The sequence below is a fragment of the Lactococcus petauri genome (genome assembly GCF_002154895.1).
Lineage (GTDB): Bacteria > Bacillota > Bacilli > Lactobacillales > Streptococcaceae > Lactococcus > Lactococcus petauri.
This window is the reverse complement of sequence record NZ_MUIZ01000002.1, coordinates 350,720-375,560: the sequence shown is the minus strand read 5'-3', so window position 1 is coordinate 375,560 and position 24,841 is coordinate 350,720. Positions and strand designations below refer to the sequence as shown.

The 24,841-nt window shown below is 36.7% G+C and carries 20 protein-coding genes; 18 read left to right on the top strand and 2 right to left on the bottom strand.

Going from position 1 to position 24,841, the window contains the following annotated elements; translation table 11 throughout:
• The first annotated feature begins 128 nt into the window (after window positions 1-128).
• Together mgtA and BZZ03_RS04400 are read left to right on the top strand one after the other, a co-directional pair.
• Window positions 129-2,831: a magnesium-translocating P-type ATPase gene (mgtA, locus tag BZZ03_RS04405; protein WP_086582628.1), complete on the top strand. Its 2,703-nt coding sequence runs from the start codon at window positions 129-131 to the stop codon at window positions 2,829-2,831.
• A gap of 203 nt (window positions 2,832-3,034) precedes the next feature.
• On the top strand, window positions 3,035-4,264 hold the full coding sequence (locus BZZ03_RS04400; protein ID WP_061413062.1) for an FtsW/RodA/SpoVE family cell cycle protein: 1,230 nt from the start codon (window positions 3,035-3,037) through the stop codon (window positions 4,262-4,264).
• 151 nt (window positions 4,265-4,415) lie between these two features.
• Here the strand turns inward: BZZ03_RS04400 and BZZ03_RS04395 are convergent, their stop codons facing one another.
• Together BZZ03_RS04395 and BZZ03_RS04390 are read right to left on the bottom strand one after the other, a co-directional pair.
• On the bottom strand, window positions 4,416-5,069 hold the full coding sequence (locus BZZ03_RS04395) for a redox-sensing transcriptional repressor Rex (RefSeq protein WP_019299353.1): 654 nt from the start codon (window positions 5,067-5,069) through the stop codon (window positions 4,416-4,418).
• Window positions 5,070-5,221: 152 nt separating this feature from the next.
• Entirely contained in the window at window positions 5,222-6,115 is an 894-nt protein-coding gene (locus tag BZZ03_RS04390; RefSeq protein ID WP_004257125.1) for a LysR family transcriptional regulator, read from the bottom strand.
• A gap of 163 nt (window positions 6,116-6,278) precedes the next feature.
• Between BZZ03_RS04390 and BZZ03_RS04385 the strand changes: the two genes are divergently transcribed.
• The 16 genes from BZZ03_RS04385 to BZZ03_RS04315 all read left to right on the top strand — a co-directional run bounded on the left by BZZ03_RS04385 (window position 6,279) and on the right by BZZ03_RS04315 (window position 24,380).
• Window positions 6,279-7,901: a malolactic enzyme gene (locus BZZ03_RS04385; RefSeq protein WP_019299352.1), complete on the top strand. Its 1,623-nt coding sequence runs from the start codon at window positions 6,279-6,281 to the stop codon at window positions 7,899-7,901.
• A gap of 17 nt (window positions 7,902-7,918) precedes the next feature.
• A complete protein-coding gene (locus BZZ03_RS04380) occupies window positions 7,919-9,196 on the top strand; it encodes a 2-hydroxycarboxylate transporter family protein (protein WP_017371074.1) in 1,278 nt (425 codons plus the stop codon).
• A gap of 277 nt (window positions 9,197-9,473) precedes the next feature.
• Window positions 9,474-9,917 (top strand): peptide-methionine (R)-S-oxide reductase MsrB, encoded by a 444-nt coding sequence (gene msrB / locus BZZ03_RS04375; RefSeq protein ID WP_061413063.1) that lies wholly within the window; start codon window positions 9,474-9,476, stop codon window positions 9,915-9,917.
• 135 nt (window positions 9,918-10,052) lie between these two features.
• Entirely contained in the window at window positions 10,053-10,892 is an 840-nt protein-coding gene (locus tag BZZ03_RS04370; protein ID WP_086582627.1) for an aldo/keto reductase, read from the top strand.
• 182 nt (window positions 10,893-11,074) lie between these two features.
• On the top strand, window positions 11,075-11,242 hold the full coding sequence (locus BZZ03_RS12155; protein ID WP_019299349.1) for a hypothetical protein: 168 nt from the start codon (window positions 11,075-11,077) through the stop codon (window positions 11,240-11,242).
• Window positions 11,243-11,303: 61 nt separating this feature from the next.
• Window positions 11,304-11,978 (top strand): DnaD domain-containing protein, encoded by a 675-nt coding sequence (locus BZZ03_RS04365; protein ID WP_019293991.1) that lies wholly within the window; start codon window positions 11,304-11,306, stop codon window positions 11,976-11,978.
• 1 nt (window position 11,979) lies between these two features.
• On the top strand, window positions 11,980-12,624 hold the full coding sequence (gene nth / locus BZZ03_RS04360) for an endonuclease III (RefSeq protein WP_004257144.1): 645 nt from the start codon (window positions 11,980-11,982) through the stop codon (window positions 12,622-12,624).
• Window positions 12,617-13,294, top strand: a complete 678-nt coding sequence (locus BZZ03_RS04355; protein WP_086582626.1) for a tRNA (adenine(22)-N(1))-methyltransferase — start codon at window positions 12,617-12,619, stop codon at window positions 13,292-13,294. The genes nth and BZZ03_RS04355 overlap by 8 nt, the downstream gene beginning before the upstream one ends.
• Window positions 13,291-14,061: a Nif3-like dinuclear metal center hexameric protein gene (locus BZZ03_RS04350; RefSeq protein ID WP_019299347.1), complete on the top strand. Its 771-nt coding sequence runs from the start codon at window positions 13,291-13,293 to the stop codon at window positions 14,059-14,061. Before BZZ03_RS04355 ends, BZZ03_RS04350 begins: the two co-directional genes overlap by 4 nt.
• Before the next feature lie 163 nt (window positions 14,062-14,224).
• Window positions 14,225-14,989, top strand: coding sequence for an HAD-IIB family hydrolase (locus BZZ03_RS04345; protein WP_086582625.1), 765 nt, complete (start codon window positions 14,225-14,227; stop codon window positions 14,987-14,989).
• 6 nt (window positions 14,990-14,995) lie between these two features.
• A complete protein-coding gene (gene rlmD / locus BZZ03_RS04340) occupies window positions 14,996-16,384 on the top strand; it encodes a 23S rRNA (uracil(1939)-C(5))-methyltransferase RlmD (RefSeq protein ID WP_086582624.1) in 1,389 nt (462 codons plus the stop codon).
• A 26-nt stretch (window positions 16,385-16,410) separates the two neighbouring features.
• Window positions 16,411-17,028, top strand: a complete 618-nt coding sequence (locus tag BZZ03_RS04335; RefSeq protein ID WP_086582689.1) for a class I SAM-dependent methyltransferase — start codon at window positions 16,411-16,413, stop codon at window positions 17,026-17,028.
• Between the two features lie 114 nt (window positions 17,029-17,142).
• Window positions 17,143-18,324 (top strand): AI-2E family transporter, encoded by a 1,182-nt coding sequence (locus BZZ03_RS04330; RefSeq protein WP_019293983.1) that lies wholly within the window; start codon window positions 17,143-17,145, stop codon window positions 18,322-18,324.
• A complete protein-coding gene (locus tag BZZ03_RS04325; protein WP_086582623.1) occupies window positions 18,324-19,565 on the top strand; it encodes a tetratricopeptide repeat protein in 1,242 nt (413 codons plus the stop codon). The genes BZZ03_RS04330 and BZZ03_RS04325 overlap by 1 nt, the downstream gene beginning before the upstream one ends.
• Before the next feature lie 197 nt (window positions 19,566-19,762).
• Entirely contained in the window at window positions 19,763-21,430 is a 1,668-nt protein-coding gene (gene alsS, locus BZZ03_RS04320; protein ID WP_086582622.1) for an acetolactate synthase AlsS, read from the top strand.
• 391 nt (window positions 21,431-21,821) lie between these two features.
• Window positions 21,822-24,380, top strand: coding sequence for a DEAD/DEAH box helicase (locus BZZ03_RS04315; protein ID WP_086582621.1), 2,559 nt, complete (start codon window positions 21,822-21,824; stop codon window positions 24,378-24,380).
• The last annotated feature ends 461 nt before the right edge of the window (window positions 24,381-24,841 follow it).

Sequence of the window (24,841 nt, the reverse complement as noted above, 5' to 3'; positions counted from 1 at the left end):
GCTAACTAAAAAAATTATAGGCAAAGGCGTAACTATGTTCTCATCTTTTAAATATTTAAAAGATAAATAGGGTTAGGTGCTGTACATCAAAAGTAAGAATGATTATTAATGAAATTGAGGTGCAGTAAATGAAAAAAAATAAAGAAAATAATGAAGTATCAAATAATCTAAAAAGAGCTAGATTAAGATTGGAATTTGCTAAAGTAGCTTCTAAAGATGAATTGTTAAAAAAATATGGAATACATCCTGAGGGTTTAAGTGAAAAACAAATAGAAGAATCGTTTAAAATGTATGGCAGTAACGCAATTACTCATGGTAAGAAGCCTTCTCTTATTCATAGGATATATCAAGCATTTGTAAATCCTTTTACAGCAATTTTATTTGTACTAGCTGTTGTATCGATATTTACAGATATTATCTTAGCAGAACCGGGAGAAGCAGATCCTATGGCTGTCATAATTATCACAACTATGGTAGTCATTTCTGGTTTTCTAAGATTTGTGCAAGAAACACGGAGCGGGAATGCTGCTGAAAATCTTTTGAAAATGATAACAACAACAGCAACTGTTTATAGAAAAGGTTTGGAAAAACAAGAAGTTCCTATCGAAGATATTGTTGTAGGAGACTTAGTACATTTATCTGCAGGTGATATGATTCCTGCTGATCTTCGTATTGTACAAGCAAAAGATTTATTTGTAAGTCAAGCTTCACTTACTGGAGAAAGTGATCCAGTAGAAAAAGTAGATACTATTATTACTCAAAAATATGATAGTATAACAGAAGTTCCGAACCTTTCTTTTATGGGTTCTAACGTAATAAGCGGGAGCGCAACAGGTTTTATTGTGGCTGTTGGTAATGATACCATCTTTGGTGAAATGGCACAAAGTGTTACAGAACCTCAAGTAAAAACTACTTTTGAGAAGGGTGTTAACTCTATTTCATGGGTACTTATTAGATTCATGCTTATTATGGTTCCGGTAGTTCTTTTTATAAATGGTTTTACCAAAGGAGACTGGATGGAAGCAACTTTATTTGCTCTTGCAGTAGCTGTAGGCTTAACTCCAGAAATGCTCCCTATGATTGTAACGGCTTGCTTAGCTAAGGGAGCTGTTGCAATGTCAAAAGAAAAAACAATAATAAAAAATTTGAATTCCATTCAAAACTTAGGTTCAGCTAATATACTATGTACAGATAAAACAGGGACGCTTACCCAAGATAAGGTAGCGTTGATGTACCATATGGATATTCATGGTTCTGAGAGTCTCAATGTTTTAGAGCAGGCATTTTTAAATAGTTATTATCAAACAGGCTTGAAAAATCTTATGGATGTAGCAATTATTCAGGCGAAAGAAAATAAAAAACAAAAATATCCTGAACTTTCTACTTTAGATTACAATTATAGTAAAATTGACGAGATTCCATTCGACTTTGAAAGACGCCGAATGAGTGTAGTTGTTAGGGATAACTTAGGAAAAACGAAGCTCATTACAAAAGGTGCAGTGGAAGAAATGCTAAGTATTTGCCAATATGTAGAAGATAACGGCAAAATTGTCCAGTTAACGGACAGTGTTAAAAAATACATTCTTAAGAGAGTAGACGGATTGAATGCTGAAGGAATGCGAGTTATTGCTATTGCTCAGAAGAATAATCCTAAATCAGTAGCTGAACTAACGGTTTCAGATGAAATGGGAATGACTTTAATGGGTTATCTTGCATTTTTAGATCCACCAAAAGAATCTTGCCCTGCAGCAATTCATGCTCTTGAGAAACATGGTGTCTCCGTTAAAATATTGACAGGAGATAATGAAAAAGTAACCAGAGCTGTATGTCGTCAAGTCGGTATTTCAGTGGATAAGATTCTGCTCGGAAGTGAAGTAGATCGCCTGAGCGATGTCCAACTTTCTGTAGTTGCGGATGATATAAGTGTATTTGCAAAGCTATCACCTAAGCAGAAAGCTAGAATTGTAACAATTCTTAGAAATAATGGGAATAGCGTAGGATACATGGGAGACGGGATAAATGATGCTGCTGCTATGAAAGCCTCAGATGTTGGTATTTCAGTTGATACTGCTGTGGATATTGCAAAAGAATCCGCGGATGTTATATTACTTGAAAAAGATTTAATGGTTCTTGAAAAAGGAATTGTTGAAGGACGTAAAACATATGCTAATATGATTAAGTATATCAAAATGACGGCAAGTTCGAATTTTGGAAATATGTTTTCTGTTTTAGCTGCCAGTGCCTTTCTTCCATTTATGCCAATGTTATCAATACACCTTATTTTACTTAACCTGATCTATGATTTATCCTGTACAGCTATCCCTTGGGATAATGTGGATGAAGAATATATTAGAGAACCTAGAAAATGGGACGCGAGCTCCGTGAGTAAATTTATGTTTTGGATAGGTCCTACTAGCTCTGTATTTGATATTACTACTTATCTTTTAATGTTTTTTGTTATTTGTCCAGCAACGTTTGGCTCCTTTAGTACTCTTACACCAGGGAGTGCATCCTATATAGGATTTATAGCTTTGTTCCATACGGGATGGTTTGTGGAGTCTATGTGGACACAAACATTAGTGATACATATGCTTAGAACTGCAAAAATCCCATTCTTACAAAGTCGAGCTTCAGGGATATTAACTTTTCTTACATTTTCTGGGATTATTGGTTTAACAATTATTCCCTTTACTGGTTTTGGAAAATCTATCGGTTTGATGAGCTTACCATTAAGTTTCTTCCCGTGGTTATTTTTAACTATCGCATTATATATGGTTTTAGTAACTATTTTTAAGAAAATATTTATTAAAAAGTACGGAGAGTTACTTTGAGTTATTAAATTAATTTAATAACTCAAAAATATATAAATCGTTATACGTACTAAATTAAAATAATAAATTTCGAAAGGTTGAAAAAATTATATTAATGTGAAGAAAGTAATTTCTGCTTATGTTTAATTAATAATTTCATATTTTCAGATATAATTTTAATTACCATATGAAAAATAATTTAGCTGAAAATGAGGGCTACTTAAATGAAAAATAGTCTAAAAAAATCAAATTTCTTAAACTATTCTATATTAATCCCATATCTTTTACTCTCAGCAGTAGGAATTGTTATGGTATGTTCTACAACCGTTCCTCATGAGCTATCTAGAGGTCTGCCACCATATCATATGGTTGTAACTCAAGCTATATTTATGATTTTAAGTTTTATTATACTTTTTATTATATATAGAATGAAGTTAAAGACACTAAAGAATCGTAAATTAATCTGTTTTATATTAATTTTTTTGATTCTTTCCCTTGTGTATACTCGTCTATCTCCAGGTACAGAAGTTAATGGTTCTCACAGATGGATTCAAGTACCAGGAATTGGAACAATTCAACCCGCTGAGTATGCAAAAATATTTACTGTTTGGTTTCTAGCGTCTGTATTTTCAGATAAACAGGATGAAATATATAAACAAGATATAAAATGTTTATTCAAAGGCCAAAATTTGTTTTATAAAATTTTTGGAGGCTGGCGACTTCCTATTCTTATAATGATAGGGACAGTAATAATTATGCCAGACTTAGGGAGTTCCGTGATGCTTCTTGTTATTACTGGTAGTATGGTTGGTGCTAGTGGCGTATCTTCATATTGGTTTAAATATGCAATAAGAGTATTAATTATTGGGATAATTATATTTATTATATTCTTATATACTGTAAATGGTGATGTTATTCCAGGTCACTACGTTAATAGTAGGTTTAAAGCTATGGTGGATCCATTCGGAGGAATAGAGACATATGGACACCAAATGGTAAATTCATATTATGCAGTAGTTAATGGAGGCTGGTTTGGTTTAGGACTAGGAAATTCTATTCAAAAACATGGTTTCTTGCCAGAAGCTCATACTGATTTTATCTTTTCAATTGTTATAGAAGAATTGGGTGTACTCGGAGGGGGGATTATACTCGGATTGTTATTCTTCATGATTATAAGAATATTAATAGTTGGTATTCAGGCGGTTGACTCTTTTAATTCTCTTATTAGCATAGGAATAGCAGTTACATTACTTATATCAGTTACTGTTAATGTCGGAGGGGCTTTTGGAATTATTCCTGAATCAGGTGTAACTTTTCCATTCATTTCACAAGGAGGATCGTCTTTCTTAATTTTATCTTTAGGGATTGGGTTTGTATTAAATGTATCTGCCGATGAGAAAAGAAAGGAAATAATTCGTTTATCTCAGGAATCTCTATTGTTGGAAGAAGTCTAATAAAGATTTAACGTAGAGAAGCTTTTTACAGTAATAAATTTTTTGTATATAAACTGTTTCATTATTATGGATGTTTTCCTTAATAAATGAGAATTAAAGTCTGTGCTAATTAAAATGAAAAAGTATAACTAGTTAGTTATACTTTTTCATTTTAATTTATGTCCTTATTTGACATAAAGAACAAAAGGGTTTGAAGCTCTTTTGTTAAGTCAATTGACTGAACAACGACGTCTTCTGGTACATGCAAACGCAAAGGTGAAAAGTTAAGAATACCTTTGATACCTGATTTAACTAGGATATCTGCGACTTCTTGAGCGTTCTCTTTATTTACAGAAATAATTGCTGTTTTAATTTTTGAATCTTTAATATTTTTAGAGAAGTCAGCGATGTCGTAGATAGGAACACCTGTAGAAGTTGTTGTACCAACGAGTGGGTTTTCTGGAACATCATAAGCTTGGGTAACGCGCATTTTATTGCGGTTTTGGAATTCATAATTAATAAGGGCGCGTCCAAGGTTACCGACTCCTACGAGTGCGATATGCGTTTCTTGATCTTGTCCGAGTAATTCTCCAAAGAAATCACGTAAAGCGCGTGTTTCATAACCATAGCCTCGACGTCCCAGCTCACCAAAGAGTGAAAAATCGCGACGAATCGTCGCTGCATCCACACCAATTTTTTCCGAAATAAGTTGTGAGTTTGTGCGTGTTACTTGTTCATCAACTAAAAGTTTGAACAAGCGATAATATTGAGGCAAACGTTTTGCCGTTGCCTTGGGTAGTTGTTTATTAACTTGGGAGCCAGCCATGTTATCTCCTTTACATAGTCTTTGTGAATATTTTACCTTTTTTGAGTGGGACTTGTCAAACAATTCTTTCCGGAATTATGCGGTTGGCGAAAGTTTGTGAAAAAAACGGAGAAAATTTAACAAAGAAAAAAGAGAAAAAATCTCTTTTCTCTTCAATTTATTTTTTCATTTAGCTCATCCAGTAAGCGAATCAATTCTTTCAAGTCCGCATTGAGAAGTGTACTTCTTAAATAAGCATATTGAACATGAAAAATTTGCTTATCTTCAGGTATTAGTGGTATCTTTATAAGACTATCCATATCGGCAAAGGGAAGAAAATCGGTCATCAAGGTTATGCCAACATTTGAGTTGACCAGTTGGCCAATAGTATGGATATCCGAAAAATTAAAGAGAACTTTTGCTTTTTTCTTGTATTTTTCATTCAAATTTTGGAAAGCTTCCATATGCACAAAACTTTCATCAAGCAGGATAAAAGGATAATCCAAGGCTTCTTTAAACGAAATTTCTTGACGTGAGGCAAGTGGGTTATCTTTAGAGACAAAGATATAAAATTCGCGTTGGTAAAGTAATTTCACAAAAAGGTTGGGGTGCATCAGGGGAGCAATGCTACCTATAAGGCTAAAATCAATTGAGCCGGAGATAAGTTTGGCCAGAAGTTCCTCCGAGCCACCCGATACTAAATCAAACTTAGATAAAAAGCTAATCGCCTCTTTATCGTTTAAGAGTTGAGCCAGAATTTTTGCTCGAATAATAGGGGGGAAACCAATATGATTTTGATGATTTTTAGAATGCTCGATGGCTCTTTGCGTGAGTGCCAACTCTTCCAAAATACTTTCGATATGAATTTTCAATATTTTCCCTTCATCTGTCAGGACAACTGTTCGGTGAGAAGGATCTTTGTATATTAAATTACAGTTATAATATTGTTCCAATCTCTTTACAGCATAGGTAATTGTCGGCTGACTTACCCCAAAATGATTAGAAACAGCAGTAAAAGACAACAAGTCTCCTAAGGCATTAAAATACTCGAAATCATGCAAATTCATTAGTTTAAACGCTCCTTTGACCCTTATATTCTATCACAAGTTTATCGATTTGTTATAAATAATATTTATTATAACCCAAAGGTTTGACTATAATTTTTTATAAGTATTAAAATACATCTTGTAAGAATTTCTTATAGGAATAATAAATTTGGAGGACGTACGAATGCGTGCACATGAAATTTTAAACAATCCTTTTTTAAATAAAGGAACAGCATTTACTATGGAAGAACGTAAGGAACTTGGCTTAATCGGTCTTTTGCCACCTTATGTTCAAACACTTGAAGAACAAGCAGAACAAACTTACCAACATTACTTGGAAAAACCATCTGATTTAGAGAAACGCCATTTCTTGATGGAAATCTTCAATACAAACCGTACTTTGTTCTACTATTTGTTTAACCAACATATCGTAGAGTTTAATCCTATCGTATATGATCCAGTTATTGCTGAAACAATCGAAAACTACAGCCGTCTATTTGTAGATCCACAATATGCTGCATATCTTGATATTAACCATCCAGAAAATATTCAAGAAACATTGAAAAATGCAGCGGGCGATCGCAATATCCGTTTGATTGTTGTGACAGATGCTGAAGGAATTCTTGGTATCGGTGACTGGGGAACACAAGGTGTTGATATCTCTGTTGGTAAATTAATGGTTTATACTGCAGCAGCCGGTATCGATCCAGCATCAGTTCTTCCTATCGTTATTGATGCAGGGACTAACCGTAAAGAACTCTTGGAAGATTCAATGTATCTTGGAAATCGTCACGCACGTGTTTATGGTGACCAATATTATGACTTTGTTGACCAGTTTGTGGAAACTGCTGAAGCAATGTTCCCTAAACTTTACTTGCACTGGGAAGATTTCGGACGTTCAAATGCTGCAAATATCTTGAACAAATACAAAAAAGAAATTCCAACTTTCAACGATGATATCCAAGGAACTGGTATTGTTGTTTTAGGTGGTATCTTCGGTTCACTTGATATCACAGGTGAAAAATTAACAGACCAAGTTTACCTCTGCTACGGTGGTGGCTCTGCTGGTGCAGGGATTGCTGACCGTGTTCATGCGGAGATGGTAAGTGAAGGACTTTCAGAAGAAGAAGCCTACAACCATTTCTTTATGATGGATAAACAAGGTTTGCTCTTTGATGATATGGAAGATTTGACTCCAGCACAAAAACCATTTGCTAAAAAACGTGCAGATTTTGCAAATGCTGGCGATATGACGGACTTAGCCAATGTTATCAAAACAGTTAAAGCTACTATCTTGGTAGGTACTTCAACTGATGCAGGTGCATTTACAAAAGAAGTTGTTGAAGCAATGTGTGCCAACACTGAACGCCCAGTGATTTTCCCAATCTCAAATCCAACTAAAAAATTGGAAGCAACTGCTGAACAAGTGATTACATGGTCTGATGGTAAAGCCTTTGTTGCAACAGGTATTCCTTCAGGAACTGTCTCTTATAAAGGTGTCGAATACCAAATCGGTCAAGCAAATAACGCTTTGATCTATCCTGGTTTGGGACTTGGTATGTTGGCTTCAGAAGCATCACTTCTTACTGATGAAATGATTGGTGCCGCTGCGCACTCATTGAGTGGTCTTGTTGATCCAGGCGCTGCTGGTGCTCCTGTTCTTCCTCCATTTGAATATGTTGCTGATGTTTCAATCAAAGTTGCAGAAGCAGTAGCTAAAAAAGCTCAAGAACAAGGTTTAGCACAAGCTCAAGAAAAAGATATGGTGAAAGCCGTTCGCGAGATGAAATGGTATCCAAAATACTAAGAGGTTAATGGATTAAAATGAAAAAATTAAAAGAAATAAAAATTTCAGGAATAAGTCTTCCTCTCTATGCCTTTTTTATGATTGTGTTGGCAGTGACAATAGGTTTAGGAAAATTACCACTTAACATGGTGGGTATTACTCTCCTATTAGTACTGTTGGGACACTTGCTTTACTTTATTGGTGAAAAATTACCCATTATGAATTCATATTTGGGTGGTGGATCAGTTTTCACTTTGTTAGGTGCAACTCTCTTATCCTTTTTCCATATCATTCCTGCAAATGTGATTGATGCAGTAGGCAAATTTATGGGCGGTCAATTTGGTTTTCTTGATTTCTATATTGCAGCCTTGATTTGTGGATCAATCTTGGGAATGAACAGAAGTTTGCTTGTCAAAGCTTCTGCTAAATTTATCCCTGTTGCTTTGGTCACAATGGTCGTTGGTTTCTTCGCTGTTGGTGGTATGGGTGTCTTGCTTGGCAATGGTTTTGCAGACTCTGTCATGTATGTTTCAATGCCAATGATGTCTGGTGGTATGGGAGCCGGAATTACACCTTTATCACAAATCTATGCTGATGGTTTAGCCAATGGTAACCAAACCGCAATTTTCTCTCAACTTGCTCCCGCAGTAACCTTTGGGAATATTATTGCCATCATTGGGGCGCTTTCCATTTCTAAAATCTTTGCGAAATCAAAATACAATGGTCACGGCACCTTAGTTTCTGCGACAAAAGAAGAACTTGCAAAACCTAAAATTGAATTTGATGCCACTAAAATTGGTGTCGGTATGCTGTATGCCTTTACCCTACTCATGGTGGGTGTGATTTTGAATAAATTCTTCCCAAATATCCATGAATACGCCTTTATGATTATCATCGTCTTTGTTCTCAAAGCCTTTGATGCTGTACCAAAAGAGTTGGAAGAATCGGTTGTGATGTTTAACCAAATCATCATGACCAATCTTACACATGCGGTATTGGCAGGTATTGGTTTGGCATTGATTGATTTGACCACACTAGGCTCTGCTTTGACATGGCAATTTATTGTGCTCTGTCTGACAAGTGTTATCGCAATGGGCTTGACAAGCTGGTTCTTGGGACTTGCCTTAGGTATGTACCCTGTCGAAACAGCTATCGGTGCTGGTATGATTAATAACTCTATGGGTGGAACAGGTAATATTGCCGTTCTCTCTGCCTCTGATCGTATGGAAATGATTGCCTTTGCACAAATGGCCAACCGTTTGTGTGGTGCCATTGTCCTCATCATGGGTGGTATACTCATTCGCTTCTTTTACTAATTGATCCTCCAATCAAAGTAATAAAGTAATATAATAACAAAATAATAATGAACTAAAACGAGGTTTAGCAAAACTTCGTTTTTTTATTGCATTTAAAGAGAAAGGGTTACCATTATAATAGAGGAAAACAAAATTCTTTTCGAATAACTTTCAATCATAACAAAAAGACGCCTCCAGTAAGAAGAAAGCTTAAGGAGAAATTACAGACAGAACTAGCTACTTTTTATGGGGAGAGTGCTATAATAAAGGGAGAAAAACAGATAAGGTGGTGTTTATCATGGAAAAACCTTCAAAAGAAGAACTCAAGCAAAGATTGTCTGATATAGAATATGCAGTGACGCAAGAAAATGCAACGGAACGTCCTTTTTCAGGAAAATACGATGATTTTTATCAAGAGGGAATTTACGTTGATATTGTCAGCGGGGAACCGCTCTTTAGCTCAACTGATAAATATGATGCTGGTTGTGGCTGGCCATCCTTTACTCACCCCATAGAAAAACGCGGGGTCAAAGAAAAAGCTGACTTTTCATTAGGTATGCATCGTGTGGAAGTAAGAAGTAAGGAGGCTGATTCTCACTTAGGACATGTGTTCAATGATGGACCACAAGATCAAGGAGGATTGCGTTATTGTATAAATGCTGCGGCTTTAAGATTTATCCCGGTTGAAAAGCTAGAAGAAGAGGGCTACGGCGAATACAAATCCTTGTTTGGCAAAGAATAGTTGGAAAAATAAAACCTCGTCGTTCAAAATTAATAAACAGGTATTTTTTCTCCAACTCTGTCCTATGTTAGAATGAAAATATAGAGAATATGTGTTTATTTTCTGTGGAAATTCAACTATAAGGAGGATTTACTAATGAAAACACCTTTAATAACGATGAATGATGGTCATTTGCTACCGTCTGTAGGTTTAGGAACATACCAGATAAGGGGCGGAGAAGGTCTGGATCAGGTTTTGACAGCTATCCAGAGTGGTTACCGTCTTTTGGATACATCAACTAACTATGACAGTGAGGGGATAGTTGGTGAAGCAATTCGTCGCTCAGGTCTTCCGCGTTCAGAGTTTTTCGTGACGACGAAGTTACCGGGGAAATATCATCATTATGAAGATGCTTTAGCCATGATTCAAGAATCACTCTATCGGATGGGCTTGGAGTATTTTGATTTATATCTGATTCACTGGCCTTTGCCAAAACGTGGACTATATGTGGAAGCCTGGAAGGCTTTAATTCAAGCTCAAAAAATGGGCTTAATACGCTCTATCGGGGTTTCCAACTTTGAACCCGAGCATTTAGACAAAATTATTACTGAAACAGGCGTTACTCCAGCCGTTAACCAAATCGAAATCCACCCCTATTGGGTGCAAGAGCGTATGGTGAAAGCCAACGCTGAGCGTGGTATCATCACGGAAGCCTGGAGTCCATTAGGGCGAGGAAATGATGCTCTTGAAGAGCCCATTATCACAAGTCTGGCTGAAAAGTATGGGAAGACAACAGGTCAAGTTGTATTGCGTTGGCATGTAGAACGTGGCATTGTTCCCATTCCAAAATCGAGAAATTTAATCCATCAACGAAAAAATCTAGCAATTTTTGATTTTGAATTAACTGAAGATGAAGTTGCGCAGATTAATACTCTGGAAAAACCAGACGGACGTATTGATGGTCAAGATCCAAATGAATATGAGGAATTTGATTAAAATTGGTATCAAATAAAAAAAGAAACCCTTAGTAAATTAGGGTTTCTTTTTTTATTCAATATCATATTTTGTAAATGAGCTAACCCCCAATAAATCGGTCTCAAGATGTAGTGTTCTATAGGATTGCTTATACTAAAATAACATGTGTCATTATTAAAAATAAAGAATTATAAGAGAAATTTATGAAAAACATTGTAGCTATCGCCGTATTAATTGCACTTGAAATTGTTGTTATTGCACTTCTAAAAGTATTAGGAATCGTCGATTCTCATAGTACACTGGCAGTAATTATCGTTATTATTTTTTCATTTGTTGAGCGTTTTGTTTACGTCAAAAAATTTAAAAATTAAATGTGTATTTCAATGATGATGTATCTGTGGTTGATTGAAGCATTTATGATAAAATAGAAGTATGACCTACTATGAAAATTACATGACTGGACACATCGTACTTCCTCATGCTATGCTGGAGCATTTCGCTCAAGTGTTTCCTTCGGCAGAGGATTTTTTGGTTTGGCTCTATTTATATGAAAATCGTGATATAGCACCAAGTGAAATTGCAACTAAAATAGGAAAAAAACTTGCCGATGTGAATCGTAGTATTGACAACCTTCAAGAGTTTGGCTCTTTAAAAGTCACTTTACTCGGAATTGCTGGAGATATGGAAACCATTTTTGATGTCACACCAGCTTTAAAAAAGTTAGACCAACTGGATGGTTTAGCTAAAGAAGAGCATGCAGAAACAACTGCACCAACACAGCAAAATAAGAGCCAGCTACAAGAATTGGTCAATATTTTCGAAGCGGAAATGGGCATGATTACTCCAATGCAAAGCGAAGAGCTTCGTATTCTCTTGTTTGAAGATAAGTACGACTTTGAGCTCATTAAACTTGCTCTACGTGAAGCAGTGGTGAACCGTAAGGTTTCGCTCAACTATATCAAAGCCATTTTACGCAACTGGCGTAATGACGGCTTGATGAGTACCCAAGCGGTGGAACAGCGCAAGGAAGAACGTAACGAAGCAACGCAAAACCATAAAAATACTGATTTCTATATCCCGATGGATGGGCCCTGGAACGGAAAATAATATGCTGAGTAAGAAACGATTTTTAGAAGCTTTAGATATCATTGTCGCTATGTTTCCTGAAGCACATGGAGAGCTAGAATGGGAAACACCCTTTCAACTTTTAATTGCCACGATTTTATCCGCCCAAGCAACAGATAAGGGTGTGAACAAGGCAACACCGGGACTTTTTGCTAAATACCCTGATCCAGAAAGCTTGGCACAGGCAGATATCGCAGATGTTGAACAATGTATCCGAACGATTGGACTTTACAAAACAAAAGCGAAAAACATTGTCAAGACTTCGCAAATGTTGGTAGAAAATTTTAATAGTGAACTGCCAAGAGATAAAAAGTTATTACAAACCTTGCCAGGTGTAGGCCGGAAAACGGCAAATGTTGTTCTGGGAGAAACCTACGGTATTCCCGGAATAGCTGTTGATACCCATGTTGAGCGGATTTCAAAACGTTTGGATATTGTGCCACAAAAAGCCTCCGTCTTGGAGGTTGAAGAGAAGTTGATGAAGTTGATTCCTGAAGAACGTTGGGTGGAAAGTCATCACCATCTCATCTTCTTTGGCCGTTATCATTGTACAGCGCGTGCACCAAAGTGTGAAGAATGTCCTGTGCTCGAATACTGTAAATTTGGAAAGAAAAACTTAAATGAATGAAATAAAACTCTCAAAACGTCTACAAGCTGTTGCAGATCTTGTGAAGCCAAACAGTCGTCTTCTGGACGTGGGCAGTGATCATGCTTATTTACCTACCTATTTGATTCAGCAAGAAAAGATTGACTTTGCCATCGCAGGCGAAGTAGTTAAAGGACCGTATCAAATTGCCCATAATCACGTGGCTGAGCAGAACTTGCAAGAGAAGATTGAAGTCAGATTAGCCAATGGTTTGGCTGCCTTTGAAGAAAGTGATAATATCACAAGCATTGTAATTGCTGGTATGGGCGGTATTTTAATCTCCGAAATCCTCGAAGCAGGAAAAGATAAATTGAGCCAAGTAGAGCAACTCATTTTGCAACCTAATAATCATGAAGAAAGCCTTCGTTCTTGGCTTATGGACCATGATTTTGTAATTACTTCCGAAAAGATACTTCTGGAAGCAGGGAAAATCTACGAAATTATTGTGGCAGAACATGGCACAGCCGAGCTGAATGAAGCAGAACTTGAATTTGGACCATATTTGTCCCAAGAAAAATCAGAAGTCTTCTGTCAAAAGTGGAATAAAGAGCTCAATACTTTAAATAAAATACTTGAGCGACTTCCTGAAAATCATGAAAAACGTGCCACAGTTCAAGCAGAAAAAGAAAAAATAGAAGGAGTTCTCCAATGAAAATCAGAGATTTCATGGCCTTGTACGAAGAATTTTGTCCCAAAGATTTAGCAGTTGAAGGCGATCCTGTTGGATTACAGATAGGCTCTCTTGATGCTCCAGTAAAAAAGGTCTTGGTTACTTTAGATATTCGTGAACAAACAGTTTCAGAAGCTATTGAAAAAGATGTGGATTTGATTTTAGCGAAACATCCGGTTATTTTTCGGCCTTTAGCAAACCTGACAGATGCGGACAGTCAAGAAAAAATTGTCCTTGAGTTGATAAAAGCGGGTATTGCAGTTTATACAAGCCATACCAATATTGATGTTGTGGATGGTGGGCTGAACGATTGGTTCTGTGAACTTTTAGAAATTAAAGATACGGAAATCTTATCAGCGGAAGGTTTAGGTCGTGTTGGAAATATTACACCGATGAGCTTGGCTGATTTTTCAGAAAAAATGAAACAAACTTTTGCTTTAGATCATCTGCGTTTGGTGACTTATGATCGCTCTTTGAGCCAGACCATTCAACGTGTGGCAATCTGTGGTGGCAGCGGCGGCAAATTTTGGCCGGAAGCCCAAGCCAAAGGTGCAGATCTCTATATTACGGGTGATATATATTATCACGTTGGTCATGACCAGCTTTCGCAAGGGCTTATTGGACTTGATCCTGGTCATTACTTGGAACATCTTTTTATCCCGAAAGTCGCTGAAAAACTAGCTAGTTTTGGCACAGATGTTGAAATTATTGAAAGTAAAGAAAATACTAATCCTTTCTTCGATATTTAAATTCAAAACTTTATGATACTTTACAGGTCATGGAGTTTTTTCATTTTATAAGCGCAAATGCCGAACCATTTCCCAAATAAAAGCTGCATCGGGTTTCGCATAGCTCTAAATAAAGCTCATGTCTGTTAAAATAAGTTGAGAGAGACAATGATGGAGAAAGAGAATGTATTTTAAGAAAGAAAGTTATGATGCATTGGTGTTTGACTTGGACGGGACAATTGTTTTTAATGGTTACGAAATCGAAGCAAATATACTGGAAAAATTACGTCAACTGGATGAAAGGGTCAAAATAATCTTTGCTTCAGCTCGTCCCGTACGTGATATGTTGCCGCTTTTGGAAGACTTCCCCGACAATGATTTGATTGGCGGAAATGGTAGTATTGTCCGCATGAAGCAACGCATTTTCTCTACCCAAACTATCACACCCAATAGTGTAGAAAAAATCGTAACTTTTATAGGGTCGCGAAAGCTAGAGTATGTCATAGATTATGATTGGAATTACAGTGCAAAAGTTTCTACTCAAACAAACATACTTAATAAATTGGATACCGCCCACAAAGCTCAAAACGTCGACTTGAGTTATGAAGATGTTATCAAAATCATCATATTTGGTGTTACACCAAGATTCTATCAGGAATTAGATACAGGCGAAGAACTGGCTGTTTTATACCATTCCGATGTAGAGGAACTCGTGATTACGGCAAAAAACATCAATAAATATCAGGTGTTATCGGAAGTCATGGGACAAACTAACTATATCGGCTTTGGTAATGATAAAAATGATGTAAAATTACTCGCACATGCCAAGCTTGCAATTTCCGTAGGAGATAACCCAGAAGTTCTTCAGGTGAGCCAGGAGCATCTACCTGCAGAGAGTGAAAAAATTACTGCTTTTTTGGAGAATTTGATTCTTGATAGCAGAGGATGAAAGACATTGGACTTTATCAAGCGGGTATGCTATCATAAAAGCATGAAAAAATTCCAGAAAAATGAAGTGATTCAAGGAACAGTCCTTGACTTAACACATGAAGGGCAAGGAGTTATCAAAGCAGATAACTTCCCTTTTTTTGTTGAAAATGCCTTACCCGGTGAAGAGATTAAAATGAAGGTCCTAAAAGTCGGAAAGAACTTCGGCTTTGGCAAGGTTGAAGAATGGCTCAACCAATCACCAGATCGTGTGCAAGATGTCAATATGACCTATCTCCGTACAGGAATAGCTGACTTTGGGCACATGACTTATCCAGCCCAGCTTCACTTTAAACATAAACAAGTTGTTGATGTACTTCGTAAAAACGCACATAAGCCAGACTTTCCGGTTCTTGACACTTTAGGTGCGGAGCAAGAAAGCCAATATCGTAATAAAGCACAGGTGCCTGTGCGTAGCATCAATGGTAAAACAGAAACGGGCTTTTTCCGAAAAAACTCACACGATTTAGTGCCAATCCGTGATTTTTATATCCAAAATCCAGAAATTGATGACTTGGTTAATCAGGTGCGAGAGAGTTTAATCAAGCTTAATATTCCGCCTTATGATGAGCAAAGGAAGCGAGGGATTGTACGTAATATCGTAGTTCGTCGCGGTCATCATAGCGGTCAAGTGATGCTGATTTTGGTTGTGACTAAAGAGAAATTCGCTGGTCTTTCAGAACTTGTCGCTGAATACAGCAATAAAGTGGACTCTTTCCAGCTCAGTATTAATACATCAACAGGAAATGCAATCTTTGGCTCTAAGTTCAAATTGCTCTCAGGTAAAGATTATATTACGGACAGCATGTTAGGTAAAGACTTCCAAATCTCTGCACGGGCTTTCTATCAAGTCAACACAGCACAGGCTGAAAAGCTTTATCAATTAGCTTATGATTTTGCAGATTTGAAAGCCGAAGATGTCGTGATTGATGCATATTCCGGTATCGGTACTATTGGACTTGGAATGGCAGATAAGGTCGCACAGGTGTATGGTATGGAAATCATACCAGAAGCAGTTGAAAACGCCAAGACCAATGCAGCGCTGAATGATATAAAAAATGCGCAGTACGAAGTAGGACCAGCAGAAGAAGTAATGCCACAATGGGTACAAGACGGTATCCAACCTGATGTTATCTTTGTTGATCCACCACGCAAGGGTCTAGACGAAAGCTTTATCGAAGCCGCCACAGCAACCCAAGCACGTGCCGTGGTCTATATCTCATGCAATCCGGCAACATTTGCGCGTGATATCGTCCGCTTTGAAGAAGAAGGTTATCTTTTGGAAAAAGTACAACCTGTTGATCTTTTTCCACAGACGAAGCATGTGGAGTGTGTGGGATTATTGATGAAAAAATAAGACTCAATACCAAAAAGGACTCAAAAATGTCACACAAAAACCACAACTACGAAAAAGAATCCGAAAAATTCTATGACAATATCGCCCAGCGGTTTGACCATTCCTTTGATGGATTCCTTGCTTCATTTTTTAAAAAGTTTATTATCAAACATTTGGAAGTGCCCAAAGATGCTAGTATCCTTGATATTGGCTGTGCCAATGGGACACTGCTATCCATGCTTAGCAAGCAGACAAAGATTTTTGGGGCAGGTTTAGACATTTCTTCTGAAATGATCAAGATTGCCAGCCAACGTCATCCGCAGTTTGAGTTTAAGCAAGGCAGCGCGGAAGCTGTTCCATTTTCGAAGGATAACTTCGATATTATCATTTGTTCAGCCAGTTTTCATCACTTCCCTCATCCCGATCGCTTTTTAGATGAAGCTAGTCGTTTGTTAAAACAAGATGGTAGACTGGTGATTGCGGAAATCCATATTCCTGTAGTGACAAAACTTTATAATTGGCGTTTGAAACGCTTTTCAACTGAAGGTGATGTCAAAGTCTATCAACCTAAAGAGCTGGTAAATTTCTTTCAAGAAGAGGGCTGGAAAATTGTGAAACGTAAAATTTTTCTGCAAATTCAATATTATGAACTAAAAAAGCTGTGAATACAGCTTTTTTATATAAATAAAATTATGTAAAAAAGAACCTTCGATGTCAATATTACAGGGATTATGTTATAATTTAAACAGTATTTTACACATTAGAAGGGGAAAAATCCTATGGAAAAACAAAATTTTAGAGCCTCTGTTTTTTTCAAATGGTTTGTAAATAATAAAGTCGTGACGGCACTCTTAGTTGTCTTACTTTTATTACTTAATATTCTATTACTCAGCAAAGTCAACTTTATCTTTGCACCAATTGCAGATTTTCTGACCATTGTTTCATTACCTGTCGTTTTAGCAGCCGTGTTTTATTACCTGCTTAATCCGATTGTTGATTATCTCGAAAAGAAACGTGTGCCGCGTATCGCCAGTATTATTGTTCTTTTTATTCTTATTGCTGGATTGTTGGTTTGGGGCTTGGCTTACGCCATTCCTTCTATTTCCAACAGTGTGGCGAGTTTCTCTAAGCACGTGCCTAACTATGTCGAACAAGCACAAGAAGAAGTAAATAAACTGTTGACCAATCGTCACTTTGAGCAATTCCGCCCACAAATGGATGATTTCATGGATTCCCTTGGGAATAATATCGTGGACTGGTCGAAAAACTTTTCAACTGCTGCCTTTAGCTCAATCACTGATGTGATTACGCGTACAGCAAGTGTCTTTATTTCACTGGTTATCTTCCCGTTCGTGCTTTTCTATCTTTTACGTGACGGAAAAAACTTGAACGGCTATATCACACATCTTTTACCAGTCAACTGGCGCAAAGATACTTCAAAAATCTTGACTGAGATGAATTCACAACTTGCAAACTACGTACGTGGTCAAGTTATTGTTGCGATTGCGGTTGCTTTGATGCTTGCGATTGGTTTACCAATCATTGGTTTGCGTTACGGGATCACCCTTGCTATCTTATCTGGACTCTTTAACTTGATTCCATTCCTTGGATTCTACTTGGCCATCATTCCGGCTATGATTATCGGTTTAGCAACAGGTGGACCAATCATGTTGCTAAAAGTCTTGATTGTCTATATCATTGAACAAACACTTGAAGGACGTTTCGTTTCGCCTTTAGTTTTAGGTAAACAGTTGAGCATTCACCCGATCACAGTTCTCTTTGTGCTCTTAACGGCCGGCAAAGTCTTTGGCTTATGGGGCGTTCTACTGGGAATTCCGTTCTATGCTGCAGCAAAAGTAATTATTACACATATCTATGATTGGTATCGTGAAATTTCGGAACTTTATCAACCTGTTGATTTAGGAAATACAAGTGAACTTGAAAAAATAGAGGAGAGCTAATGTCTTATTCAGAAGATACCATTGATTTTCTACATAAAGGTGATTTGATTGGGATGCATAATGCTTTGAGCAATGCGCTCAAGCATGATAATGAAGAAATGCTTGCGGATTTGGCAGAATATTTACAAATGATGGGTTTTATCGATGAGAGCCATCAAGTCTATGATAAGATTCTGGGTGACAATCCAGAAAGTACCGACTACTTGATTAATCTGGCAGAGATTGCAGAGGATGATGGACAGATTGATGATGCTTTAAACTATCTCTATCAAATTCCTGCTGGAGACGAAAACTATGTTGCTGCTTTGATTCAAATTGCGGATTTGTACCAGTTTGAAGGCGACTTTGAGACGGCCATTAGCAAGCTTGAAGAAGCACGTGAACTTTCCGACTCTCCCCTGATTACGTTTGCGCTTGCGGAAAGTTATTACGAGCAGGGTGCTTATCAAGAAGCTATTCAAAACTATGCCAAGCTTTCTGTACGTGAAATTCTACAGCAAACTAAAATCTCTACTTATCAGCGTATCGGTGAATCCTACGCACATCTAGGGAATTTTGAAAATGCGATTTCCTTTTTAGAAAAGTCTTTAGAGTTCGATAAAACTGTTGATACGATTTACAAGATTGCTTTGCTTTATAGCGAGTTGGACAATCAAGCACGGGCGATTAGCTATTTCAAACAGCTAGAAGATTATAATACAGATTTACTAAATTACGAATTAGCCTATGCCCAAACACTGGAAGCAGACCGTCAGTTTGATGAAGCTGCCCGTGTGGCTCAAGAAGGTTTATTGAAAAATCCGAATTCGGCTTTACTGTTGCATTTTCTCTCGAAGCTGGCTTATAGTCAAAAAGATCAAGCTGCTGCAGAACGATACTTGATGGATGCACTCAATGTTGCTGAACTCCATGACGAAACAGTATTCCTCCTGGCAAACCTTTATTTCAACGAGTCAGACTTTGAAGCTGTGACTCGTTTGGAAGAGTTGTTAGAAGAAGAACATCTCCTGGCGCAATGGTTATTTGCCCAAGCCCATAAAGAGTTGGAAAATGATGCACAAGCAGAAGTGCTCTATACAGAGCTCTTGTCGACTGCCTTGACTGATAATCCAGATTTCTTGAAGGATTATGTTGATTTCCTTTTGCAAATCGGACAAAATGAGAAGGCGCAAACCTATATTAAACAATATCTGGAATTCGTGCCAGAAGATGAAGAAATGAGAGGACTGTTGTTCGAGTAATCGAGCAATGGTTTTTTATTGAAGTAAGATTACAAAGTCTGTAATATTTCATAGGAGAGGATGTAAGCGTTTTAGGTGCATATGTCTTGTGAAAGCAGACTACATATACATTCTTCAAGCGCGATTTTTGTAAATTAAAATGTTTTCTGCTAAAATTGATTGTGAAGATTGTGAATCTTAATTGAAATGGAGAAGAAATGACTGATAAAAAATTCGGCTCAGACTTAGTTGTAGATAGTTTAATTAACCATAATGTAAAATATGTTTTTGGTATCCCTGGTGCCAAAATTGACCGCGTGTTCGACCGCTTGGAGCATGATCCAAAAGCGCCAGAATTAATCATTACTCACCATGAGCAAGGTGCTGCTTTTATGGCACAAGCTGTGGGACGTATCACTGGTGAACCTGGTGTTGTTTTGGTTACTTCTGGACCCGGTGTATCAAACTTGGCAACGCCACTTTTGACAGCAACATCTGAAGGAGATGCGATCCTTGCTATTGGTGGACAAGTAAAACGTGCTGACCGTTTGAAACGTGCACATCAATCTATGGATAATGCTCAAATGATGGCGCCAGCTTCAAAATATTCGCAAGAAATCTTGGACCCATCAACAATTTCGGAAACAGTAGCCAATGCTTACCGTATTGCTAAAGGCGGTCGTGCAGGTTCAAGTTTCTTATCTATCCCACAAGACGTGACAGATTCAGAAGTTTCAGTGAATGCCATCAAACCTTTGTCAGATCCTAAGATGGGTAATGCCTCAATTGATGACATTAACTATTTGGCGCAAGCGATTAAAAATGCTGTATTGCCTGTTATCCTTGTTGGTGCTGGCGGTTCAGATGAAAAAGTAGCTAAAGCTTTGCGTAACTTACTTTCACACGTCTCTATTCCGGTCGTTGAAACTTTCCAAGGTGCAGGTGTGATTTCGCGTGACCTTGAACATACATTCTTCGGTCGTATCGGTCTTTTCCGTAACCAACCGGGAGATATGTTGCTCAAACGTTCAGACTTAGTCATCTCTGTTGGTTATGACCCAATCGAGTATGAAGCACGCAACTGGAATGCAGAAATTGATAGTCGTATCGTTGTTATTGACAACGCTATTGCTGAGATTGATACTTATTACCAACCAGAACGTGAATTGATTGGTGATATCGCTCAAACATTGGAAAATCTTTTGCCAGCAGTCCGTGGTTACAATTTGCCAGAAGGTTCAATTGAATACCTTAAAGGTCTGCGTGACGTGATTAATCAACACGAATTTGATGTTGAAGCAGCTGAAGAAGGACGTTTGCACCCACTCGACTTGGTAAGTACTTTCCAAGAAGTTGTTAAAGATGATGAAACTGTGACTGTTGACGTTGGCTCACTCTATATCTGGATGGCACGTTACTTCCGTTCTTATGAGCCACGTCACTTGCTCTTCTCAAACGGTATGCAAACACTTGGTGTAGCTTTGCCTTGGGGAATTACAGCCGGCTTGCTCCGCCCAGGACACAAAGTTTATTCTCACTCTGGTGATGGTGGTTTCCTCTTCACCGGTCAAGAACTTGAAGTTGCCGTTCGCCTTAACTTACCATTGATCCACATTATCTGGAACGATGGTCACTATGACATGGTTAAATTCCAAGAAGAGAAAAAATACGGCCGTGCAGCAGGTGTAAACTTCGGCAGTGTCGATTACGTGAAATACGCTGAAGCTATGGGTGCTAAAGGCTATCGTGTCCACAGCGCAGAAGAACTCAAAGAACTCCTGGAATCAATCCCTGATAGTACAGGACCAGTTGTTATTGATGTTCCGATCGATTACTCAGACAATATTAAATTAGCGGATACGCTTTTGCCAGAAGAGTTTTACTGATAAAAAATAAGCAAATTGTGAAATAACAAAAATAAAAGAAGAAGTCCTTGAACACGTAAGCGTTCAGAGACTTTTTTTGTGAAATAAAACAAATGAAATCTTAAACAATTTTTGTGAAACTCCCCCTCAGTTTGTGGAAAATTGCCTATAATTGCCGAATAAAATACCTTTTTACCACTCCAAGAGGATGCTTCAAATTAGCCAAATACCCTTTTTAGAGGATGCGCAAAAACAACAAAAGAAGATGAGTATAGAACGATAAATTTATTATGATAGGCTGAGAAAATTGGACATTTAAGGCGGCTTTTAAAACGCACAAGCTCTTATAAATGGTATAATAAATACGAATACTCGTTTTAGTAAGAAATAAAATTTATTTAGGAGAACTTTTATGCCGATTAATTTTGCTACTTTAAAAAAGTCAACAAAGACAACTTCTGTGGAGCCGAGAGATATTTTTATGAGTTTACCTCAAAAGGATAAGAAATATAGTTATCCCAGAGATGTCCAAACAGAGGTATGGAAACAATGGTACGATAAAAGAAAATTAAAAAACAATATTGTTAAGATGAACACAGGAAGTGGTAAAACGGTAGTTGGTTTAATGATTCTTCAAAGTTGTTTAGACGAGGGAGTTGGTCCGGCTGTTTATGTGGTGCCTGATAGTTATCTTGTTCAACAGGTATGCGATGAAGCAAAAAAGCTTGGAATTAAAGTTGCACACGATGAGTATGATGAGACAGGAAAGCGACTAACAAAAGGGGAAGAAAATTATCAATTTTTGACGGGAAAAGCTATTTTAGTAATCAATATTCATAAGCTTGTAAATGGGAAAAGTATTTTTGGTATGCGTACAAACGGAAATAATATTGAAATTGGCAGTATTATTCTGGATGATGTTCATTCATGCCTAGATGTAATACAGAAACAATATACAATTTCGATAGGAGCAGATCATGGTATATATATGAAGCTCCTAGAAATTTTTGGCAAGTATCCACATGTCTCAGATAGTCAAGCTTTTCTAGATATTAAAAATAAAAGAAATCCTCAAAAAAATTATTTAGTTCCTTTCTGGATTTGGCAATCTGAATCTGCGGCTATATATGACTTGCTAACAAATGTTGAATATCAAAATGACATTTTTAATCTCTTTAATTTTCCATTGATGAGGGAATATATTAAAACAATGAACTGTGTTATATCTGAACAAGGAATAGAACTAAGTTTAAACGGAATTCCAATTGATAAAATATCAAGTTTTGAAAACGCTAAAAGAAGAATATTTATGAGTGCAACACTTTCAGATGATGGAGCTTTGATTTCAGCAGCTGGATTGAAAGAAACGGATTTATCGAATATTATTACACCAGAAAAAGCTGATGATATTGGTGAAAGATTAATCTTATTCCCTAAACTGATAAACTCGTCATTGATAGATACACAAGTAAAGCAAAAAATTGTTCAGCTTTCAGAAAATCAGAATGTTGTGATAATCGTTCCGTCATACAGACGCTTAGAATTTTGGGATAATGTCCCTTCAAAACAAGTATTGTCTAATAAAGAAAATAACATTGAAGAAGGAATAAAAAGATTAAAAACTGGTGAATATAAAGGTCTAACAATTTTAGTTAACAAGTATGATGGGATTGATTTACCTGATGAAGCTTGTAGAATACTTGTTTTAGATGGATTGCCTACTCTTCAACGAGAGTATGATACAGCAATACAAGGGATTAATCCAAATGATAGCAGAATATTAAGTGAGCAAATTCAAAAAATCGAGCAGGGTATGGGACGAGGAGTTCGGTCAAATAGTGATTTCTGTACAGTTATTTTAATGGGAGATAAATTGTCTAATGTTTTAGCTAATCAAAAAGGGGAACAATTTTTTAGCTCTGCAACCCAAAAACAATATGAACTCTCTAAACAAGTTTGGGAACAATTGCTTGAGGAAGAAGCTAGGCCTGATATAGAAACTATATTTTCTTTGGCTGATTATTCCTTAAATCGAGAATCAGAATGGGTGTCCATAAGTAAAGATATTTTAAATGATTTAGAATACGAAAAATCTCCACGTATAAATACTCAAATGATTGCTTTTAGAGAGGCTTTTGAATCGGAAAAAATTGAAGATTATAATAGAGCGTTTTCAAGTCTTGAAAATGAAAAAAATAGAACAGATAATGATAAAACAAAAGGATTTTTGATGCAGCGCATGGCAGAATATAAAAATTTATCTAATCCTGTTGAGGCACAGCAAATTTTATTATCAGCAAGAAAATTAAATCCGATGGTTTTGAGACCAGAAGAAGGAATTCAAATTGAAAAAATGCGTGTTTCACCTAACGGACAAGCATCTACTATTGTAAGATATGCTGAAGAACATGAATTAGGGCCGGATAATTATGTATTTAAAGCTGATAATGAATTGGTGGATTTTATATTTTCTGATGCTGATGCAAAAAAATTTGAAGCTGCACTAGATAATATTGCGAAAATGCTTGGCTTCACTTCCCAACGTCCCGAAGTATTATACGGTGGCAAGGCTCCAGATAATCTAATTGCTTTAGGTAATGGCGAATATGCTGTTATTGAATGTAAAAGTAGAACAACAAGTGAAAAAATTTCGAAGAAAGACTGTAGTCAGCTTCTTAGTGCAGTGCAATGGTTCCGAAATCATTATTTAGATACGGACTTAAAAATCTATCCAATAATAATTCATAATAGTTGCATTTTCTCGACAGATGCTAATCCAAATCCTGATTTTCGCATTATGACGCCTAAGCTACTTGAAAAATTTAGTGGAGTAATTAAAGATTTTTCAATTACGGTTTCTCAAAATAACGTATTTGGAAATGCAAATGAAGTTGAAAAGCAGTTGAAACATTTTAAACTACTAGGCTCACAAATTATTGAGAATTATACTACATCATTTGAAACTTTGTAAACTACCTCATACACAAACTTCTAATAGAAAGCACAATTCAGCTAAAAATAGGTCAATGTATTAAATAGCTGAGCGATAGGGAAAAGAACATTAGAAGGATATATTTAAGAAATTCAAGAAGATACTCAAGTGGAATTTGAGAAAGCGATGATATTTACTGGAAAAGTTTGAGTCGATTTTGTGAAAGAAAGTTATGGGATGACGGAGAATTAAATTTATTTTTCAGCCAGATATAATTGATTGCTGGCTCAACAGTACTTACCTATAAGGAGTTCCAAAAGCTGTCTTATTTAGGTACAAGAAAGAAAAAATTTCCAATAAATATTTATATTGCGGGGTGTTTTTACAAAGCTAAAACTGACAAGATTAAATTTAAAATGAAGACAAACAATGTCCAAGCTTGTTTGTTTATTCCAGACGAAGAAAAGAAAAAATAAAATAAGCTGAATCAAGTTGATGAG

What these genes read in the sequence shown, in the direction of transcription:
- BZZ03_RS04400 (WP_061413062.1), top strand. Translation starts at nt 3,035, where the DNA reads ATGAAAAATAGTCTAAAAAAATCAAATTTCTTAAACTATTCTATATTA.
- BZZ03_RS04350 (WP_019299347.1), top strand. Translation starts at nt 13,291, where the DNA reads ATGAAAATCAGAGATTTCATGGCCTTGTACGAAGAATTTTGTCCCAAA.
- BZZ03_RS04370 (WP_086582627.1), top strand. Translation starts at nt 10,053, where the DNA reads ATGAAAACACCTTTAATAACGATGAATGATGGTCATTTGCTACCGTCT.
- BZZ03_RS04315 (WP_086582621.1), top strand. Translation starts at nt 21,822, where the DNA reads ATGCCGATTAATTTTGCTACTTTAAAAAAGTCAACAAAGACAACTTCT.
- BZZ03_RS04390 (WP_004257125.1), bottom strand. Translation starts at nt 6,115, where the DNA reads ATGAATTTGCATGATTTCGAGTATTTTAATGCCTTAGGAGACTTGTTG.
- BZZ03_RS04325 (WP_086582623.1), top strand. Translation starts at nt 18,324, where the DNA reads ATGTCTTATTCAGAAGATACCATTGATTTTCTACATAAAGGTGATTTG.
- BZZ03_RS04330 (WP_019293983.1), top strand. Translation starts at nt 17,143, where the DNA reads ATGGAAAAACAAAATTTTAGAGCCTCTGTTTTTTTCAAATGGTTTGTA.
- BZZ03_RS12155 (WP_019299349.1), top strand. Translation starts at nt 11,075, where the DNA reads ATGAAAAACATTGTAGCTATCGCCGTATTAATTGCACTTGAAATTGTT.
- BZZ03_RS04335 (WP_086582689.1), top strand. Translation starts at nt 16,411, where the DNA reads ATGTCACACAAAAACCACAACTACGAAAAAGAATCCGAAAAATTCTAT.
- msrB (WP_061413063.1), top strand. Translation starts at nt 9,474, where the DNA reads ATGGAAAAACCTTCAAAAGAAGAACTCAAGCAAAGATTGTCTGATATA.
- mgtA (WP_086582628.1), top strand. Translation starts at nt 129, where the DNA reads ATGAAAAAAAATAAAGAAAATAATGAAGTATCAAATAATCTAAAAAGA.
- BZZ03_RS04365 (WP_019293991.1), top strand. Translation starts at nt 11,304, where the DNA reads ATGACCTACTATGAAAATTACATGACTGGACACATCGTACTTCCTCAT.
- BZZ03_RS04395 (WP_019299353.1), bottom strand. Translation starts at nt 5,069, where the DNA reads ATGGCTGGCTCCCAAGTTAATAAACAACTACCCAAGGCAACGGCAAAA.
- alsS (WP_086582622.1), top strand. Translation starts at nt 19,763, where the DNA reads ATGACTGATAAAAAATTCGGCTCAGACTTAGTTGTAGATAGTTTAATT.
- nth (WP_004257144.1), top strand. Translation starts at nt 11,980, where the DNA reads ATGCTGAGTAAGAAACGATTTTTAGAAGCTTTAGATATCATTGTCGCT.
- BZZ03_RS04385 (WP_019299352.1), top strand. Translation starts at nt 6,279, where the DNA reads ATGCGTGCACATGAAATTTTAAACAATCCTTTTTTAAATAAAGGAACA.
- BZZ03_RS04355 (WP_086582626.1), top strand. Translation starts at nt 12,617, where the DNA reads ATGAATGAAATAAAACTCTCAAAACGTCTACAAGCTGTTGCAGATCTT.
- BZZ03_RS04345 (WP_086582625.1), top strand. Translation starts at nt 14,225, where the DNA reads ATGTATTTTAAGAAAGAAAGTTATGATGCATTGGTGTTTGACTTGGAC.
- BZZ03_RS04380 (WP_017371074.1), top strand. Translation starts at nt 7,919, where the DNA reads ATGAAAAAATTAAAAGAAATAAAAATTTCAGGAATAAGTCTTCCTCTC.